The sequence below is a fragment of the Edaphobacter sp. FHG110511_03 genome, from assembly GCF_059115365.1.
Genome location: NZ_JBZYWL010000007.1, coordinates 66,050 through 82,666, shown reverse-complemented (window position 1 = coordinate 82,666; position 16,617 = coordinate 66,050). Strand labels below are relative to the sequence as shown.

20 protein-coding genes are annotated in these 16,617 nt (G+C 55.7%); 8 read left to right on the top strand and 12 right to left on the bottom strand.

Annotated elements, in window-relative coordinates:
* Nucleotides 1–48 precede the first annotated feature (48 nt).
* The 5 genes from AC5S26_RS25010 to trmD form a co-directional block, all read right to left on the bottom strand.
* Nucleotides 49–387, bottom strand: a complete 339-nt coding sequence (locus AC5S26_RS25010) for a PadR family transcriptional regulator (protein WP_494187682.1) — start codon at nt 385–387, stop codon at nt 49–51.
* Nucleotides 388–859: 472 nt separating this feature from the next.
* On the bottom strand, nt 860–1,603 hold the full coding sequence (locus AC5S26_RS25005) for a PIG-L deacetylase family protein (protein WP_494187681.1): 744 nt from the start codon (nt 1,601–1,603) through the stop codon (nt 860–862).
* Nucleotides 1,588–2,367 carry a ribonuclease HII gene (rnhB, locus tag AC5S26_RS25000; protein ID WP_494187680.1) on the bottom strand — a complete coding sequence of 260 codons (780 nt, stop codon included), beginning with the start codon at nt 2,365–2,367 and terminating at the stop codon, nt 1,588–1,590. The genes AC5S26_RS25005 and rnhB overlap by 16 nt, the downstream gene beginning before the upstream one ends.
* Nucleotides 2,368–2,451: 84 nt before the next feature.
* On the bottom strand, nt 2,452–2,808 hold the full coding sequence (rplS, locus tag AC5S26_RS24995) for a 50S ribosomal protein L19 (RefSeq protein ID WP_494187679.1): 357 nt from the start codon (nt 2,806–2,808) through the stop codon (nt 2,452–2,454).
* A 97-nt stretch (nt 2,809–2,905) separates the two neighbouring features.
* Entirely contained in the window at nt 2,906–3,742 is an 837-nt protein-coding gene (gene trmD, locus AC5S26_RS24990; RefSeq protein ID WP_494187678.1) for a tRNA (guanosine(37)-N1)-methyltransferase TrmD, read from the bottom strand.
* A 137-nt stretch (nt 3,743–3,879) separates the two neighbouring features.
* Between trmD and AC5S26_RS24985 the strand changes: the two genes are divergently transcribed.
* Complete coding sequence (locus AC5S26_RS24985) at nt 3,880–4,767, top strand: hypothetical protein (RefSeq protein WP_494187677.1); 888 nt, start codon at nt 3,880–3,882, stop codon at nt 4,765–4,767.
* On the opposite strand, the gene rimM is transcribed toward AC5S26_RS24985, so the two are convergent.
* The 3 genes from rimM to rpsP all read right to left on the bottom strand — a co-directional run bounded on the left by rimM (nt 4,764) and on the right by rpsP (nt 6,220).
* Nucleotides 4,764–5,354: a ribosome maturation factor RimM gene (rimM, locus tag AC5S26_RS24980; RefSeq protein WP_494187676.1), complete on the bottom strand. Its 591-nt coding sequence runs from the start codon at nt 5,352–5,354 to the stop codon at nt 4,764–4,766. The genes AC5S26_RS24985 and rimM overlap by 4 nt on opposite strands.
* 42 nt (nt 5,355–5,396) lie before the next feature.
* On the bottom strand, nt 5,397–5,693 hold the full coding sequence (locus AC5S26_RS24975) for a KH domain-containing protein (protein ID WP_494187675.1): 297 nt from the start codon (nt 5,691–5,693) through the stop codon (nt 5,397–5,399).
* Between the two features lie 275 nt (nt 5,694–5,968).
* Complete coding sequence (rpsP, locus tag AC5S26_RS24970) at nt 5,969–6,220, bottom strand: 30S ribosomal protein S16 (RefSeq protein ID WP_494187674.1); 252 nt, start codon at nt 6,218–6,220, stop codon at nt 5,969–5,971.
* A gap of 297 nt (nt 6,221–6,517) precedes the next feature.
* Here rpsP and AC5S26_RS24965 point away from each other — a divergent pair, with 297 nt between their 5' ends.
* Nucleotides 6,518–6,844, top strand: a complete 327-nt coding sequence (locus tag AC5S26_RS24965) for a PilZ domain-containing protein (protein ID WP_494187673.1) — start codon at nt 6,518–6,520, stop codon at nt 6,842–6,844.
* A gap of 4 nt (nt 6,845–6,848) precedes the next feature.
* Nucleotides 6,849–7,631: a response regulator transcription factor gene (locus AC5S26_RS24960; RefSeq protein ID WP_494187672.1), complete on the top strand. Its 783-nt coding sequence runs from the start codon at nt 6,849–6,851 to the stop codon at nt 7,629–7,631.
* A gap of 67 nt (nt 7,632–7,698) precedes the next feature.
* Here the strand turns inward: AC5S26_RS24960 and AC5S26_RS24955 are convergent, their stop codons facing one another.
* Nucleotides 7,699–8,283 (bottom strand): YceI family protein, encoded by a 585-nt coding sequence (locus AC5S26_RS24955; protein WP_494187671.1) that lies wholly within the window; start codon nt 8,281–8,283, stop codon nt 7,699–7,701.
* Nucleotides 8,284–8,469: 186 nt separating this feature from the next.
* Here AC5S26_RS24955 and AC5S26_RS24950 point away from each other — a divergent pair, with 186 nt between their 5' ends.
* Nucleotides 8,470–9,783, top strand: a complete 1,314-nt coding sequence (locus tag AC5S26_RS24950) for an MFS transporter (RefSeq protein ID WP_494187670.1) — start codon at nt 8,470–8,472, stop codon at nt 9,781–9,783.
* 193 nt (nt 9,784–9,976) lie between these two features.
* The gene (locus AC5S26_RS24945) at nt 9,977–10,609 is read left to right on the top strand and encodes a flavin reductase family protein (RefSeq protein ID WP_494187669.1); all 633 of its coding nucleotides are present in this window, start codon (nt 9,977–9,979) and stop codon (nt 10,607–10,609) included.
* A gap of 2 nt (nt 10,610–10,611) precedes the next feature.
* Here AC5S26_RS24945 and AC5S26_RS24940 read toward each other — a convergent pair whose 3' ends face one another.
* The gene (locus AC5S26_RS24940) at nt 10,612–11,454 is read right to left on the bottom strand and encodes an ABC transporter ATP-binding protein (RefSeq protein WP_494187668.1); all 843 of its coding nucleotides are present in this window, start codon (nt 11,452–11,454) and stop codon (nt 10,612–10,614) included.
* A gap of 9 nt (nt 11,455–11,463) precedes the next feature.
* The gene (locus AC5S26_RS24935; protein WP_494187667.1) at nt 11,464–12,243 is read right to left on the bottom strand and encodes an MlaE family ABC transporter permease; all 780 of its coding nucleotides are present in this window, start codon (nt 12,241–12,243) and stop codon (nt 11,464–11,466) included.
* Between the two features lie 119 nt (nt 12,244–12,362).
* Between AC5S26_RS24935 and AC5S26_RS24930 the strand changes: the two genes are divergently transcribed.
* From AC5S26_RS24930 to AC5S26_RS24920, 3 genes are read left to right on the top strand one after another with little or no spacing between them, the layout of a single operon-like run.
* Entirely contained in the window at nt 12,363–13,430 is a 1,068-nt protein-coding gene (locus AC5S26_RS24930; RefSeq protein ID WP_494187666.1) for a zinc-binding dehydrogenase, read from the top strand.
* Nucleotides 13,427–14,368, top strand: coding sequence for a squalene synthase HpnC (hpnC, locus tag AC5S26_RS24925; RefSeq protein WP_494187665.1), 942 nt, complete (start codon nt 13,427–13,429; stop codon nt 14,366–14,368). The genes AC5S26_RS24930 and hpnC overlap by 4 nt, the downstream gene beginning before the upstream one ends.
* A complete protein-coding gene (locus AC5S26_RS24920) occupies nt 14,365–15,270 on the top strand; it encodes a phytoene/squalene synthase family protein (protein ID WP_494187664.1) in 906 nt (301 codons plus the stop codon). Before hpnC ends, AC5S26_RS24920 begins: the two co-directional genes overlap by 4 nt.
* A 356-nt stretch (nt 15,271–15,626) precedes the next feature.
* Here AC5S26_RS24920 and AC5S26_RS24915 read toward each other — a convergent pair whose 3' ends face one another.
* The gene (locus tag AC5S26_RS24915; RefSeq protein WP_494187663.1) at nt 15,627–16,418 is read right to left on the bottom strand and encodes an alpha/beta hydrolase; all 792 of its coding nucleotides are present in this window, start codon (nt 16,416–16,418) and stop codon (nt 15,627–15,629) included.
* Nucleotides 16,419–16,617 lie beyond the last annotated feature (199 nt).

Below are 16,617 nucleotides of genomic sequence, written 5' to 3'. Positions count from 1 at the left end.
CAAAGCAAGATTCGTGCCGTGTACGAGAAAACATCCCAACCAAAACTCTCACCCGGCTCCAGATCCCGCCAGAACCCGTCCAATCGCAGCAATCATCTGCTCGAACTCGCTCAACTCCACCCCAAGCTGCCGGTGTCCCTCCGGAGTCAGCGTGTAGAACCGGGCCCTCCGGTTCGTCTCCGTCTTCCCCCACTCTGCCTTCACCCAGCCCTCCAGCAACAGCCGTTGCAGGGCAGGGTATAGAGACCCCTCCTCCACCCTCAGCACATCCTCCGAAATCCGCCGAATCGAAAGCGCAATCCCATATCCATGCAGAGGTCCACGCTCCAGCGTCCTCAGGATCAGCATGTCCAGCGTTCCTGGCAAAAGCTCAGCTCGTTTCGTCATGGCCGATATATAGATTGTCTATGTATAGAAAGTCAAGGGATAGATAGGAGAGGGGTGGGGTTCTATCTGAGTTTTGTTATCCCGTGGCGGTTGACGCTGAATTCGTCATAGTGCTGGTTTGTCATTCCGTAGCAAAGCGGAGGAATCTGCTTTTGGCTTCTATAAAAATCTGTCAAGCCCCTCTCCCCATAACTGATGAATTATCAGCAGCTTGTATTTGCCGATCGGTTATAGCGGAATTGCTAAACTTGTATTAGGGAAATCAACCGCGGGAAAGATCATTCCGCATCAGTTCGCCATTCCAATCGAAGCCGTCGCCTATGGCGATGCCATAGAGAAGGAATTTGCTTCGGCACTCGGAATTGGGCGCTCAGTTCTCTTTTAGAATCTATAGTTTGGGTATAACTAGTTTATTTTGAAGACTTTGCCAGCGAAGTCCAAGTCTAAACTGTTTGTAATCAATACTTTGGCATTAAACCGGGGGAGGGGTGGCAAGGCCCTCGAACAGATCCGTCCAATGTCGAGCTGGCTGCGGATCGCTCGCGGCCATCAGGGTGTAGAACTCCTCCGAGCTGAGGCCATCAACTACGGCCTTGGTCAGCTTCATCAGATGAGACTGCGAACGGTGTTGCTCGAACGCCTTCAGCTTCCGCGCACCAGCAGCGCGGATGTCTAGCTGAACCGTCCAGGGGATCGGCCGGGGTGGCTGCCGATTCGGAAGGAAGAAGTTCGTCGTCAGGTGAAACAGTCGATCCGCAAGATGTGGAGCTCCCAGCTCGGGAAACCGCTTCGCCTGCCCGGCCCAATGAAACGCGGACGTTGTCCAGGACGAGACCATCATGTGGTCCGCGTGCGAATTCATTCCGCCGTCGCCGCCAAACGTGATCACCACATTCGGCTGGAACCGCCGCATCCGCTCGACCAGTCTCTCCACCGCAGCGATCGTCGGTACGTTCTCGAGCTGCGCGTCCTGGTAATCCAGCAGCTCATAATGCGTGACGCCAAGCACCTCGCAGGAGGCAGCGAACTCCGCCCGACGCATCGCACCAAGCTCCGCTCCCGTGCCCGCGGCTCCGCGGTTGGTTGCTGCTTGCCCATCGGTAAGGCAGACCACATAGGTCTCAATCCCTCGATCGGCGGCCAGCGCAAGCGCGCCGCCGAATCCATAGCACTCGTCATCCGGATGCGCGACGACGCACATCAATCGTTGGCCCAATCTGCCCCCTCTTGCACACCCTCTTCAAGGTCCAGATCGAACAACTCGCCTGAAACCAGATCCTCAATGACCGCGTCCGGATCGACAGCCTTCACAGGAGCGAACGTCCTGCGATGGAGCATCGAAGGCCCGCGCTCCACAAGCGCCCGACGATGCTCGGGCGTCCCGTAGCCTTTGTGAGAAGCCAGGCCATAACCCGGATGCGCAGCATCGAGCTCGCGCATCAGCGCATCGCGATGAACCTTCGCAATCACCGAAGCGGCAGCGATCGAAAGGCTCAGCGAGTCGCCGTAGATCAACTTGGTCTGCCTGCAAGGATGATCGATCCGCATCGCGTCGATCAGAAGATGATCCGGCTCGAGCGCAAGCCCCTGAACCGCTGCGAGCATCGCCATTCGCGTCGCCTGGTAGATATTCACCCGATCAATGGTCTCCGCATCCACCTCTGCCACGCTAAAGGCCAGAGCGATCTTCCGGATCCTGCGATCCAGTCTCTCCCGGTCCTCGCGCAGAAGCTGTTTGGAGTCTTTGAGTCCAGCGGATGCAAGTCCCTTGATCCGCTCCGGAAGAATCACGGCAGCAGCGACCACCGGCCCGAACAATGCGCCCCGACCGACCTCGTCGACACCTGCGATCACACGGAATCCGCAATAGCGCAGCGCCTGCTCCGGCGCATCGCTGCAGACCAGCTGCCGCAGCATCCGCTGCTTTGCAGTAGCGGCTGTAACGGTTCTCTGAATGCGTAGAGGAGTCGAAGAGGCCATATCCCTATGGCAAAGTTTATAACCTTCCGGGCAAGAGAAAGCCACGGCTGATGAGCCGTGGCTTCTGTGGAAATAGCGATGAAATTAGACGGCGCGCGCAACCTCGCGCAGACGGGCCGCCTTGCCGCGAAGACCGCGAAGATAGAAGAGCTTCGAACGACGAACTTCGTACGAACGAACCTTCTGGACCTTATCGACGACCTTGGAATTGTAAGGGAAGATGCGCTCGACACCCTGGCCGAAGCTCATCTTGCGAACGGTGAAGGTACCCTGCGGTCCCTTGCGGCAGGCAATGACAATGCCTTCGAACGCCTGCAGGCGTTCCTTTTCACCCTCACGGATCTTGACCTGAACGCGGACAGTGTCTCCGGGAGCGAAATCGGGAATATCGGTCCGCTCAAGTTTCGCGGCCAGTTTTTGCATGATGGGATGAATAGACATGACGACTTTTCCTGTATGAACTCGAGTCTTTAGTTTACACGATTTCAATCAATTAGGGAGATTAAACCGCACCCGAACGAGAGGTATCCCCCTCGATTCAACGGTCCCCGCCGGACTTATCCGCTCGTTCGGCCACAACCTCGCGCAGAAGCCTTTGATCCTGCTCACTGAGGTTGGCTCGTTCCAGCAGATCGGGCCTGTTTTCAAGTGTCTTGCGAATCGCCATCCTCCTTCGCCATAAACGGATCGCATCGTGATTTCCGCCCTGAAGGATCTCCGGCACGGCGATTCCCTCAAACTCAGCAGGCCGAGTGTAGTGCGGATAATCGAGGATTCCGCCCGCTCCATGGGTTGTTCTCGGAGGCCCGCCTGCAAGCTCGGCCTCCTCCAAAACGTCATCGGCACCGAAGCTCTCATAACGCGAAGAGTCAGGATGTCCCAGCGCTCCAGGCAACAGCCGAACGACGGCATCGACGATCACCGCGGCTCCAAGTTCTCCGCCTGAGAGGACATAGTCGCCGATGGAGAGTTCGCGGTCGCACAGCAGTTCACTGACACGCTCGTCCACGCCTTCGTAGCGTCCGCAGATCAACACGACCCTTTGTGTTTCAGCAAGCTCCTGTGCGACCCTTTGGGTAAAGGGGCGGCCCTGAGCCGAGAGCAGGATCACGGACTCAAGATGGGGATCACGCTGCCGCTTATGGGTGATGTTCAATGAAGAAAGGGCATCGTAAATTGGCTTCGGCTTGAGGACCATGCCTTCTCCACCGCCGAAGGGTCTGTCGTCAACCGTACGATGCCGATCGTGGGTATAAGCGCGCAAATCGTGAGTCGCAATATCCACCAGACCCGTCGAGCGAGCACGTTTGAGAATTCCGTACTCGAAGACGCTGGCAAAAAAATCCGGAAAGATGGAAACGAGGTCAAAACGCATTGGGAATAAAGTCGACGCTCTCTGAGCGAACAGGACGATGGGTTCGCGAACTTTCAGCTCTGAACTTCAGAGTAAACACAACACGAACAACATGCACGATACAAGTGAAAATGAGCCTCCGAGGGCTTTGCCTGAAAATGATTTCAGCGGCACTACCGCTGTTCCTGTTGCAAGCCGCTAACCCCTCTCTTTACGCAAAGGCCGCGCCAACACAGGAGACATCACAAAGCCAGTCTTCCAGCAGCACAGACAGCAGTACAGAATCTTCATCCGCGGCTGCCGGGGAGCAGGGCCATGGCCCGAATGACAGCGACAGCCCAGCCGCAGACTCGGCATCCGCGATGGTGACCGGAGGAGCAGCACCAACGCGCGAGGGCGGGCTCTTTCGGTCATGGCGCATCGATTTGATCGCCAATACACTGGGCGCCGGTTTCGATCTATCTACGCCTCTTGCCCGGCACTTCGACGTGCGTGGTGGAGCGAACTTCATGTCTTTCGGCTATGAATTCGACGTGGATGGTCTTCACTACGACTCCGATATGCGCCTGCGTTCAGGAAACCTCCGCCTGGATTGGTTTCCGCGACGAAGGAACTTCCATATCAGTCCAGGTCTGCTCTACGCCAACAACAACGTCACCGCTCTCTCTCACGTTCCTGCAGGGGCAAAGTTCACGCTTGGCGATGAGACGTTTATCAACAGCGTCGACGACCCGGTTCACGGCGACGCGAGACTGATCTTCCCGCGACGCGTTTCGCCTATGGTTACGTTTGGCTTTCGTAATCTGCTTCCGGGCGAACACAAACATATCTCCATCCCGCTCGAGTTTGGAGTTGCCTACACCGGAGCACCCAAGATCAACGTCACCCTTACCGGCAGTGCGTGCGCCGAAGATGGATGTTTCAGTTTCGCAGACAATGCAGAGGCACAGCAGAGCCTTCGCGATGAGATCAAGGATATCAACGATACCCTCAGCAACATTCCCGTCTATCCAGTTCTTTCGATCGGTTTCGGTTATCGGTTCTAGTCTTTGCGATTGACCTCGATCAAGCCGGGCGGCAGCATCATGACGATGCGTCTGGCCGGAAGATCGAGGGTTTTTATAAAGGCCTTGACGAACGGAACCAGGATTTCGCTGCCATCTTCCGCAAGTACGGTCAGCAGAGGCGCCGTTTCGGGAAGGCGGGTTCCATTGGGCGAGGCAGGGAACTGCACGTCAGAGATCTCTCCGACTGCAACAGCGTCATCGAAGAGAGTGCAACCCACCAGATCACTGATGTAGATCGATTCTTCATCGAGGGGCATTCGGCGGTCGTTGGGAACCGCGAGATCGAGCCCAGAGATCGTTTCGGCAGTGGCGATGGTATCGATTCCGGAAAATTGGAGTACGACTCGTCCTTTGTTTTTTCCAGTGGGAAGCCACGAGGAGGTGATATCGACGCGTCTGGCAGCCGAGCGGTCTCCTGCAAAGCCGAATGGAACGAGAAAGAGATCCTCACGCTCTGTGAAGCGATCCGGGAAGTCGGTAAACAGTTCTGCCAATACTTCCCCTTTGCGACCTTGCGGACGAAGCAAATGGGCAAGTATCGTCCATGCCGATGAATCTGGTTTCATAACGGAAGGATAACTGTGGAGTCTGCAGCCGGAAAAAGAAGACTAAGCCGGTGTCGAATGATCTTCAACGATATCAAGCGAAAAGCGGTGCTTCATCTTCATGCTGGCCGCTGCCAGGATGGTGCGCATGGAGCGCGCGGTTCTTCCTTGTTTGCCAATGACTTTGCCTATATCGCTGGGAGCCACATGGAGGCGAATTACAGTAGCCTCTTCTTCGTCAAACGTCTCAACTGAGACGTTTTCAGGGAAATCAACCAAGGCACGCGCAATATCGGTGACCAGTTCGATCATGTTTGTATAGCTGCCGTTTTCGCCCGCCCTTTGCGTGGACTGGGTCATCACACACCTCCTGGGGATCACAAAATGCGGGGTCTGCTCTACCGTTTAGCCTCGTCTATATTGCGAGATCAGGGGTGTACTGCACGAGCGTAGCCGCGGTTAGTCGATACGCCCGGGCTGCATCCATGGAGTTTTATCCATGGAGAAACCCGAGTTATACCGAATCGCAATACCTGAAGTCTACGTGATGAGTTCCCTTGTGGGACACGAGGAACCTTCGGCATTAGCAAATCTTTGGGAACTATTACCGGATTCCCAAAGATTGCAAAAGGTAACTAGGCTGCCGGAGCCGCTACTGCTGCAGGTGCGCTGGCTACGAGCTTCTCGACACGATCGGAGAGCTGAGCTCCCTTACTCGTCCAGTAGTCGATGCGCTCGCGCTTGAGTTCAACGCTGGCGGGATTGGTGCGCGGATTATAGGTGCCGACTACCTCGATCGAACGACCATTGCGAGCACGGTCCTTCTCGATTACAACAATGCGATAGTGGGGCTGCTTACGCGCTCCAACGCGCGCCAAACGAATCATCAACACGAGAAAAGCCTCTCAATACTTTATTTTGGGTGATTACATCAGAGCCGCCGAATCTCACGGATCAGGTAAGCGACAGAACCCAACACCTAAGTATGACGGAAATCCCCTGTTTTCGCAATGGAACCTGATCTTCCTGGCTCATTTTGCGCTTCAAAAGGGCTAGGTCACCGGGGTGGGTACTTCGGAGCGGATTTTATCGCAGAAAAAGATCTACGGTGGTTACTTTGTGCTGTAGACTCCTGTGTGTCAGTATCTAATCCGTTACCAAGCAGGAAAGGGAAAGGAGGGTTCATGGGCCACTGGATGAAGCTGAAAGAGGAGAATCCCGTTCGCACAGCGGTTCGGTTTCCCATGAAGCTTCCCTTGCAGATTCAGACCCCGCAAGGAATGTTTCACGCGGTTACTGAAAATATTTCAGCGAACGGTCTTCTCTTTGTAGGTGAACACACGCTTGAGGTGAATAGCAGGATTGAATTCACGATCGCCATGCCTTCGGCGGTTATGGGGTCGGCGACCGACGTGAAAATCCATTGTGTTGGCCGCGTCGTTCGCAGCTTTCAGCAGGACGGCGAGAAGAAGGCGGCAGCAGTAATTGACGAATATTTTTTAAAGGCTTGATCTTATGACTGTTGTTCATTTTGACCCTTCCGGGGATGCCGAAGACCATATTGAAGAGAATGGATCTCTTACAGGGATTCGTGTCATTCTCGCCGATTCCCAGGCAATCTATCGTGTTGGTATGCGGAAGGTCTTTGCCCTTGAAGATGATATCCGCGTGGTCGCGCAAGTTGAAACCCTTAGTAACCTGTATGCAGCACTTCAGCGTTATCCCACGGATGTGGTTGTTCTCGAGGGACAGCTGATTGCCGGGACAATTGACGCGATTCCGGAGTTGGTGCGGCGTGCTCCCGATGCAAAGCTGATCGTTCAGGTTACGGAGACCGATGAGTCCAATACGGTCGAGCTTTATCGCCGCGGGGTTCGCGGCGTGGTTCCGCGCTCGATCTCGCCCGACCTGCTGGTCAAATGTGTACGCAAGATCGCCGAAGGTGAAACCTGGATTGACAATCGGTCGATCAACTGGGTGATCGAAGCCTACCGCGCCCAGGCAACGACTCTGACCGATCCCAAGGTGCAGCCAAAGCTTTCCAAGAAGGAACTAGCCATCATCAGCTGCATTACGCGGGGAATGCGTAATAAAGAGATTGCCTATCAGATAGGAACGACCGAGCAGGTCATCAAAAACTACCTTCGCAAGGTCTATGACAAGCTTGGCGTCTCCGATCGTCTGGAGCTCGCGCTCTACTGCCTGCATCATGAGTTGCTGAAGAAATATACCCAGGAACTTGAGGGGATCCTGCTGCCCCAGACGGAACCGATGCAGCCGCTGCGCGCGAAGATGTAAGCGTTAACGATCAAAGAAAAATAAAAGAGGAGGGAAGGCGATTCGCTTTCCCTCCTCTTTTTGTCGCTTACTGTTTGTCGATCTCTACATCAATGGAGAACTTCACATCATCGCCGATGACCGCGCCCGGATATGACGAGCCGACGTTGAAGTCGCTTCGTTTTAACTTTCCTGAGGCGGAAAAGCCGCTGCGAGTCTTGCCGTTCTTATCGGTCTGCGAAGGAGCAGGGCCGTCGACGTCCAGGGTCACGGCCTTTGTTACGCCGTTCAGGGTCAGGTCTCCGGTTAGCGTAAGCTTTCCGCCCGCATTGGAAAGGGAGGTGGATTTAAAAGTGAGTTGCGGATACTTTTCCACGTCGAAAAACTTCGGAGACTTCAAGTCCTGGTCGCGTTTGGCATTATTGGTGTTGACGCTCGAAGTTTCCGCAGTCGCCTGCACGGACGATTTGGTGATGTCTTTTTCGTCATAGACAACGTTGCCTTTGAGCTCGTTGATGGAGCCATGAACGTTAGAGACGCTCAGGTGTCGAACCTCGAAATTGATGCTCGAGTGGGCGGGATCGATGCTCCATGTGGAGGTTTGAGCTTGCGCGCCGGTGCAGGCCAGGGAGGTAAAGGCTAAGGCGAGGGCCGTTAGGAATCGATTCCGCATGCAGATTTCCTCTTTCGAAAGATAAATATCGTTTGCGGCTCAGATTGATCAGCCCATTAAGAGTGGTTCGGCAGATTCTGATCCGTCCGTTTGGATATTCTGAATGTAACGACAGCGCGGCAGGCATGCTATCGAAATGTTTAATCGAAGTCCTTTTTGACAATTTGGAGACATCTGCGAAGCCGGATGCTAGCATCTCGCGATATGGGCTTTCGCAGTGAACTCAGGTCTCTAACCTCGTCCCAACGCAGCACCTTTGCGGCTTGCTTTCTTGGCTGGACGCTCGATGCCTTCGACTTCTTCCTGCTCACAGTTTGTTTAAGGGCGATTGCCGCGGATTTTCACGTTGGCATTCCTCAGATTGCGGAAGCGATCTTCTGGACTCTGGTGATGCGGCCCGTGGGAGCCTTGATCTTCGGCACGCTGGCGGAGCGATTTGGAAGACGTCCGACGCTGATCGCCAACATTATCGCGTTCTCGGTTTTTGAGCTGGCATCGGCCTTCGCGCCTACCCTGACCATCTTTCTTGTGTGCAGAGCACTGTTCGGAATCGCAATGGGAGGCGAATGGGGTGTGGGCGCGGCGTTAGCGCTGGAGTCGATGCCGGCTAAAGGAAGAGGTTTCTTCTCCGGACTCCTGCAGGAGGGATATGTCGTCGGCAACCTTCTGGCTGCGGCTCTCTATGGCACGGTATTTCCGCACCTGCATGGCACAGGAATGCTGACGGGATGGCGCGTGATGTTCATGATTGGTGCCCTTCCTGCGCTACTCGCGTTTTACATGCAGTACAAGGTGGAGGAGTCACCGATCTGGCTGGAAGCGCAAGAGCGGAGACGCGCTGAGGGACGGGCAAGATCCGGTGTCAACTTTCAAGACTTTCTCCGTTATCTGCCGACCTTCCTCTTTCTCGTGCTGCTGATGACGGCATTCAATTCCTTCAGCCACGGGACGCAGGACCTGTATCCCACCTTGTTGGAAAAGGATCATGGCCTAGATCCCAGCAGGGTTGGATTTATCGTGGTAATCAGCAATATCGGAGCGATGCTGGGAGGAATTGTCTGTGGCGCTCTCTCCGAACGGTTTGGGAGAAAGCGGATGATTATCATCGCGGCGCTTTCGTCCATTCCGATGATTCCCTTATGGGCATGGTCCCATACCGTCCCTATGCTGGCCCTGGGAGGGTTCCTGATGCAGTTTGCGGTGCAAGGAGCCTTTGGCGTAATTCCGGCCCATCTTAACGAGCTTGCACCGGCGCCAGTCCGCGCGGTCTTTCCTGGATTTACCTATCAATTGGGAAACCTGGTTTCGTCGCGCAATGGAGTCTTTCAGGCAAAACTTGCGCAGCATTTTTCCGGGGGAGTGCTCAACGTAGTCATGTCCTGGACTGTGGTGATAGGTGCCTTCGCGATCGCAATCGTTACTGGCCTCGGACGTGAGGCTCGAGGAGAGGACTGGTCTACGAGCGAGAACATGGTCAGCTCAAGCCGGGAAGGCGTGTAGGTCGGTTCTGAGGCATCACCGATCTGTTTGCGACGCAGATTTTCACAGAGAAGAACGACCCAGTCACGGGATGAGTTCTACGGGGCGCGACGGATATGGCCGGAGCGCTTGAAGTAAGTTGAAGATAGGCCGAGGGGGCGTACTCTGAGTAGAGGCCCCGACGGCTTCCCAGGTCTTGAAGAGCGAGGGTCTCGTGAAGTTCGACGTAGAGAAGGCAAAGCCACGTGAGATTTATAACCTTCTGATTGGCCTGGTTGCCCCGCGACCGATCGCGCTGATTACCAGCATGGATGAGAATGGTGGCTTGAATGCGGCTCCCTTTAGCGCATACAACTACCTTTGCACGGATCCTCCAATCGTCGGAATCGGCGTAGCGAATCGCCCGGAGCACCAGCCCAAGGACACGGCGCATAATATCCGGCGGACGGGTGAATTCGTCATCAATGTGGTTACCGAAGATATCGCGCCGCAGATGAACATCTGCGCGACAGATTTCCCAGCCGAAATCTCCGAGCTCGAGATGGCCAACCTTGAGACGGCTCCATCCGCCGTCGTGAAAGTTCCGAGAATCGCAAGTGCGCATGCGGCGCTGGAGTGCCGCGAGCATACCACGCTCGAGATAGGCCGCTCGCGCATTGTTCTAGGTCGCGTCGTCTCGATCTACGTTGAAGATCAATATGTCGATCCGGGCGGACCCTACATCCGTGCTGAGCAATTGCACGCGATCGGACGAATGAACGGCCTGGGATCCTATGTGCGCACCCGCGATAGCTTCATGAGCATTCCACGGATTCCGTATGAAGAATGGAAGAACGGGAAACGATAGGCTTATGCGAGATAGGCCCGAAGCCATGGGTCGGTCGAGCTGACAAGCTCGTGAGTGGTTCCGTCGAAGACCACTTTGCCCTCGTTCAGGACTAGAAATTTCGTACTTTCGTCGACGCCGCCATTGGGAATTGGCTGCATCTTTCCAGTCTCGGGATTGAAGCGATTCATGGCCAGCGTGAAGGCATCCTGCAGGCGATGCGTAATCATGAGCGAAGTAGTGTGGCTCACGTCGCGCTGTTTCATCACCAGCTCGATGATTGTGGTGGAAGTAATCGGATCCAGGCCACCCGTTGGGGAATCGTAGAGGATCAGGTCTGGCTTGGAGATAATGGCGCGGGCGATGGAGACGCGCCGCCGCATGCCCCCGGACAACTCAGGAGGGAACTTCTGAATCGCCTGTTCGAGCTCGACGAATTTCAGCGCTTCCACAACGCGGGTGTGGGCTTCTTCTTCAGACACGTGTTCTTCGTGTAGACGGTAGGCGACGTTGTCTTCGACGGAGAGGGAGTCAAACAGAGCGGACTCCTGAAAAACCATTCCGATCCTCGCGCGCAGCTTGTAGAGGTCGCGCTCAGGCATGGAGGTAATGTCCTCGCCGAAGACCCGGATGGTGCCGGAATCCGGCCGCAGCAGACCATTGGTCAGCTTCATCAGGACGGATTTGCCTCCTCCTGCGGGGCCGAGAATGATGCGGGTCTCGCCGGAAAACACTTTGAAGGAGATATCTTCAAGAACCGGCTTTAGATCGAATTTTATCGAGACATTGTCAAACTCAACCACGGTCGACTGTTCGCGGAGGTCGTGCTCCTGTGAGTCATCGTGGGTAAACACTGTTTCAGCCATGGCTTGTCCTCACCTGCCGAAGATGCCAATCATGGCGCGGCTAACGATGAAGTCGACAATAATGATGAAGACGGAAGAGATGACAACGGCTTGCGTGGTGGACCGGCCGACTCCCTGGGTTCCGCCCTTGGTGCTCATGCCGAAATAACAGCCCACAGTTGCGATAATGAAGGCCGAAAAGAGGGGTTTCGTGAGGCCCTGGACCACGTCTGCGTATTCGAGCGCACGATAGGAGGCATGGAAGTAGGAGGAGGCATTCAGGCCGAGAAGCGCCACACTGACCAGTGCGCCGCCTGCGATCCCCACAGCATCGGCGACGATGGTCAGAAAAAAAAGCATGAAGATGGTCGCATAGAGCCGGGGAGTGACCAGTTTTCGTACTGGGTCGGTTCCGAGTGCGCGCATAGCGTCGATCTGCTCGGTCACCCTCATAGAACCGATCTCGGAGGCCATTCCTGCGGCGTTGCGGCCGGAAACCATCAGGCCCGTCAGTACTGGCCCCAGTTCCTTGACCATCGAAAGCGCGACCAGATTCCCAGTCATGCTGATAGCGCCGAAGGCTTTGAGGGAGGTAGCGGATTGAAGCGCCAGAACGCAACCTGTAAAAAAGCCTGTAAGAACGATGATCGGCATGGACCCCACGCCGATGGAATCCATCTGGGTGTAGATGTCGGACCAGTAACGTGGCCGGGAGAAGAGGGCCGAGACCGCATGCCAGGAGAGGACAGAGTACTCCTGGATGGCGGCGACCTTCTGTTTTGCGAAATCTTCTGGAGAGACGAAGGGCATGTCGTATCTGTGGGTCAGAGTATCAGATGCAGGGGATAAATGAAGAGATTGCACCTTGTTGATGGATCAGGAGGGTAAGGGATAGGAATGTAACCCCATGAGATGAGAAGATAGTAAGGATGGTTCGTGAGATGATCGCGGCGGTTCTGTATGGCAAGGAAGACCTGCGTTTGGAGCGGATAGCGACTCCTCGCGCCGGTGCCGGTGAACTGGTGGTTCGTGTGGGAGCTGCGCTGACCTGCGGGACCGATCTAAAGGTATATCGGCGCGGTTATCACGCCATGATGTTAAAGCCGCCCATTCTATTCGGCCATGAGGTGGCCGGTATTGTGGCAGAGGTGGGCGAAGGCGTGACCGGTTTTTGCGAAGGCGATCGTGTCGTGGCGCTGAACTCCGCTCCCTGCGACCGATGCTTCTTTTGCCTGCGCAACCAGCAGAATCTGTGCGAGGACTTGTTGTTCAACAATGGGGCATACGCCGAGTACATTCGTATCCCCGGCCGCATCGTCGAAAAAAATACACTTCAGATTCCGAATCATGTCCCATTTGAGTATGCGGCGCTAACCGAGCCTCTGGCATGTGTTGTGCGCGGCCTGGAAGAGACAGGCGCATCGCCCGGCGACACCATGGTGGTGATCGGAGCGGGTCCCATTGGACTGATGTTTATGCACGTTGCCGAGCTCGCCGGAATGAGGGTCATTGCTGTGGTCAAGCGCGATGACCAGATTGCCACCGCGAAGCTGTTCGGCGCTGCCCATGTCGTGCAGACGACTACAGGTTCGGATGTTGTCGCCGCAACGAGGGCTCTTACGGCGAAAGGACGGGGTGCAGACGCGGTGATCGAAGCGGTCGCAACGCCGGCTACATGGGAGTGGGCGGTGGATATGGTGCGGAAGGGGGGCGTCGTCAATTTCTTTGGCGGGCCGCCGAGGGGCACCAGGGTGCAGTTGGATACCAACCGGTTGCACTACGGTGATATCACCCTGAAGGCCAGCTTCCATCACACGCCGGCGACATGCCGAGCCGCGTTCGAATTGATCACCAGCGGCCGTTTTCACTGCGAAGAGGCCATCACGGAGCGGGTTGGCCTCGAGAGGATTCCGGAGGTCTTTGCGCGCATGCTCACGCGCACCGGCGGTTCGCGAGAGATTAAAACCGCTGTTTTCCCCAAGGGAGTGTCTCGGTGAATGAGTTGAGTACGGCTGAGCACGCGCTTCTGGGAGCACCCCATCAATACCTTACGCCACTGGAACGGCCCAGCTTCGAAGAGGCCCATGCCTGGTGCCGAGAGCTGACCCGTACCCACTACGAGAACTTTCACGCGGCGACGATCTTTCTTCCTCGCAGGGTGCGGCCGCACCTCGAGAGTATCTATTCCTATTGCCGTGTGGCCGATGACCTGGGGGACGAAGTCGAGGATCCTATAACTGCGACGCGCTTGCTCGATGCCTGGGGTTCGATGCTGGATGAGTGTTACGACGCGCCGGAGCGCTCTATGCACCCAGTCTTTGTAGCGCTGCACGAGACAATCCGTTCCTGCGATCTTCCGCGGCATCTCTTTTCCGACCTGCTGATGGCGTTTCGCATGGACCAGGTGAAGCCCGAGTATGAGACATGGGAAGAGCTGATGGAATATTCCCATTACTCCGCCAATTCCGTAGGCAGGCTTGTGCTTTGTGCCTGCGGGTATCGCGACGAGAAGGTTGCCTTGCTCTCCGATAAGGTTTACACGGGGTTACAGCTTGCGAACTTCTGGCAGGATGTTGTGGAGGACAAGGAGAGAGGCCGACGCTATCTACCCGCTGAGTCAATGATGCGTTTCCAGGTTGACGAAGGACAGATCGAAGGCCGGGTCTTCACGCCTGAGTTTGGCGCGATGGTGCAGGATCTCGTAGTCCGGACGCGTGCGATGCTCGCAGAAGGTGGCGAAATCAGCCATCATGTTGATCGCGAGCTGGCCGTGACCTTGAACCTCCTTCGTAAGAGTGGCGATGCCATTCTGGACGGCATCGTGGCGGAGAACTATGACGTGCTGCGTGGCCGCCCCGTCGTATCGAAGGCCAAAAAAATGCGTCTGCTGGGCGGCGTCCTGGTTGAAAAGCTTCGAGCGGGGATGCTGCGGTGACCATTCCTGAGGCGTATGCGGCCTGTCGTGAGATTGCAAAGCGTGAGGCGAAGAACTTCTATTATTCCTTTCGCGTGCTTCCACAGCATAAAAGTGACGCCATGTGCGCAATTTACGCCTTCATGCGGCGCGCAGATGATATCTCTGACGATGAGTCGGTTTCGATAGAACAACGGCGGCTGGTCATGTCCCGGTGGGTCGCAGACTGGCGCGCGGCCCGTGCTGGAGCTCCCACGGAAGACGCGGTCTTTCTGGCGGTCAATGATTCTCAGAGGCGGTTTGAGATTCCTGATGCGCTCCTAGAGGAGCTGGTGCAGGGAACTACGATGGATCTTGAACCTCGGGCCCAGAATGCAGGTGAGGTTCAGACCTTCGCGACCTTCGACGATCTTTACCGTTACTGCTATTTGGTTGCGTCGGTCGTTGGATTGGTTTGCATCCGCGTCTTTGGGTACACAAATCCTGGAGCTGAAAAACTCGCTGAAGAGACGGGCGTAGCCTTCCAACTCACCAACATCCTGCGCGATGTGAAGGAAGACGCCGAACGCGGACGCGTCTATCTTCCTCTGGACATGCTGCGAGAACATGGCATGACGGTCGAGCGCGTGGAGGCGCTGGCGAAGGGCGCTGCGTTGGCACCTACGGATCGCGCGATGTTGTCTGCGCTTGGGGCGCGGGCGGAGCAGTACTACCAAGCTGCCGAGAAACTTCTGCCCATGATCGATGCCGACAGCAGGGCGGCGCTCTGGGTGCTGGTCTCGATCTATCACCGGTTATTAGGCAAGATCGGCGGGGCGAAGGGTGACGTGTTTTCCAGCCGTATCAGCGTGCCTACAGCCGAAAAGCTGTGGATCCTCGGCCGGGGAGCGGTAATGTCGTTTACCAATCGAGTGATTGGATGAACAGGACAAGACGTCTTGCTGCCGATGAGGCGCTGGGGAACAGGCTGCGGTTATGGCTCCTGAACTTCCGGCGACGGGGCTGATGAGGCTTCTCTAGGCTCCCCCCTCCCCCTATCTTATTGTGTCAAAGTCTTCAAAAATAAAAGGTTAGGTCCGGACCTCGAGATCAGATCCTTATACCAGCCATCCTTTTCGGCGTGTTCCTTCGTCTACTTCCATTCTATCGAGACAATTGTATCTATTCGGCATTAAAATAAAGAACGTAAGTATTTATTATTCTGCACTTTGCGCGATAAAAGCTAAAGCGATGGCTTGACAGTCTTTTTGCCCGGGTTTCCGGCAACTGAATCTTCGTACTATTTGGGCGTCATCTTGATGGTTTGAAGCCAAACATCTACAAGCTGCGGCCACTTCGTGGCGGGAAGCTCTGTGCGGCGGAGGCCAAATGCGTGGCCGCCCTGCGCGTAGAGGTGCATTTCTACCGGGACTCCGACTCGTTTGAGACCGGCGTAGTAAGACAGGGCTTGCTGAACCCCATCTACTTCGTCATCTTCGTTCTGCAGGATGAATGTGGGAGGAGTTGCCTTCGATAGATGAGCTTTGATATCGGAAGTGAGCGCGAAGCTGTTCTTGTCGACGGCTAAATGTCCCGGATAAATTGCGATGGCAAAGTCGGGACGGCAGCTTGTCCGGTCCGCAGCGTCAACGGCAGGATAGACGCGTTTGTCAAAATGCACGCTTGTGGCCGCAACGAGGTGCCCACCAGCGGAGAATCCAAGTACACCAATTTTATGAGGGTCGATATGCCATTCAGCGGCGTGGAAACGCACCAGGCTGATCGTCCTTTGAGCATCTTCCAGGGCTTGAGGCGTATGGGGATAGGCTCCGGATTTCGGCAACTTCTCTGAGCCGGGGACGCGGTACTTCAGCAAGATGCAGGTGAGGCCCTTCGATGTCAGCCAATCGCAGGCTTCCGTGCCCTCTAAATCCATCGCAAGGATCTGGTATCCCCCACCGGGAAAAACGACGACAGCAGCTCCTGTGTTTTTGCCCGTCGGCGCATAGACCGTCATCGTAGGAACGGAGACCCGTTCCTCCGATACCCACGGTTTTCCCGCGACGAGCTCGTTCTTTCGGTCAACCTTCACGGAATACTCCGGGCCGTCATACACGACTTTGTCGGGCGGCGTTCCGGGCCAGATTGGCACTTGCTTATGACCGAGAGTTGGTTCCCACGGGACCAGGTGCTGCTGTGCAAATGTTCTATGACCAAACGGAAGCATTAAAGCGAGGACGAAGAATTTTCGAGCGGGTTGCAGCACAGCATCACCTTGAGTAACGCTCCAC

Coding starts and splice junctions, on each gene's coding strand:
- AC5S26_RS25010 (WP_494187682.1), bottom strand. CDS start 387: ATGACGAAACGAGCTGAGCTTTTGCCAGGAACGCTGGACATGCTGATC.
- rnhB (WP_494187680.1), bottom strand. CDS start 2,367: ATGGCCTCTTCGACTCCTCTACGCATTCAGAGAACCGTTACAGCCGCT.
- rplS (WP_494187679.1), bottom strand. CDS start 2,808: ATGTCTATTCATCCCATCATGCAAAAACTGGCCGCGAAACTTGAGCGG.
- trmD (WP_494187678.1), bottom strand. CDS start 3,742: ATGCGTTTTGACCTCGTTTCCATCTTTCCGGATTTTTTTGCCAGCGTC.
- AC5S26_RS24985 (WP_494187677.1), top strand. CDS start 3,880: ATGATTTCAGCGGCACTACCGCTGTTCCTGTTGCAAGCCGCTAACCCC.
- rimM (WP_494187676.1), bottom strand. CDS start 5,354: ATGAAACCAGATTCATCGGCATGGACGATACTTGCCCATTTGCTTCGT.
- AC5S26_RS24975 (WP_494187675.1), bottom strand. CDS start 5,693: ATGACCCAGTCCACGCAAAGGGCGGGCGAAAACGGCAGCTATACAAAC.
- rpsP (WP_494187674.1), bottom strand. CDS start 6,220: ATGATTCGTTTGGCGCGCGTTGGAGCGCGTAAGCAGCCCCACTATCGC.
- AC5S26_RS24965 (WP_494187673.1), top strand. CDS start 6,518: ATGGGCCACTGGATGAAGCTGAAAGAGGAGAATCCCGTTCGCACAGCG.
- AC5S26_RS24960 (WP_494187672.1), top strand. CDS start 6,849: ATGACTGTTGTTCATTTTGACCCTTCCGGGGATGCCGAAGACCATATT.
- AC5S26_RS24955 (WP_494187671.1), bottom strand. CDS start 8,283: ATGCGGAATCGATTCCTAACGGCCCTCGCCTTAGCCTTTACCTCCCTG.
- AC5S26_RS24950 (WP_494187670.1), top strand. CDS start 8,470: ATGCTAGCATCTCGCGATATGGGCTTTCGCAGTGAACTCAGGTCTCTA.
- AC5S26_RS24940 (WP_494187668.1), bottom strand. CDS start 11,454: ATGGCTGAAACAGTGTTTACCCACGATGACTCACAGGAGCACGACCTC.
- AC5S26_RS24935 (WP_494187667.1), bottom strand. CDS start 12,243: ATGCCCTTCGTCTCTCCAGAAGATTTCGCAAAACAGAAGGTCGCCGCC.
- AC5S26_RS24930 (WP_494187666.1), top strand. CDS start 12,363: ATGGTTCGTGAGATGATCGCGGCGGTTCTGTATGGCAAGGAAGACCTG.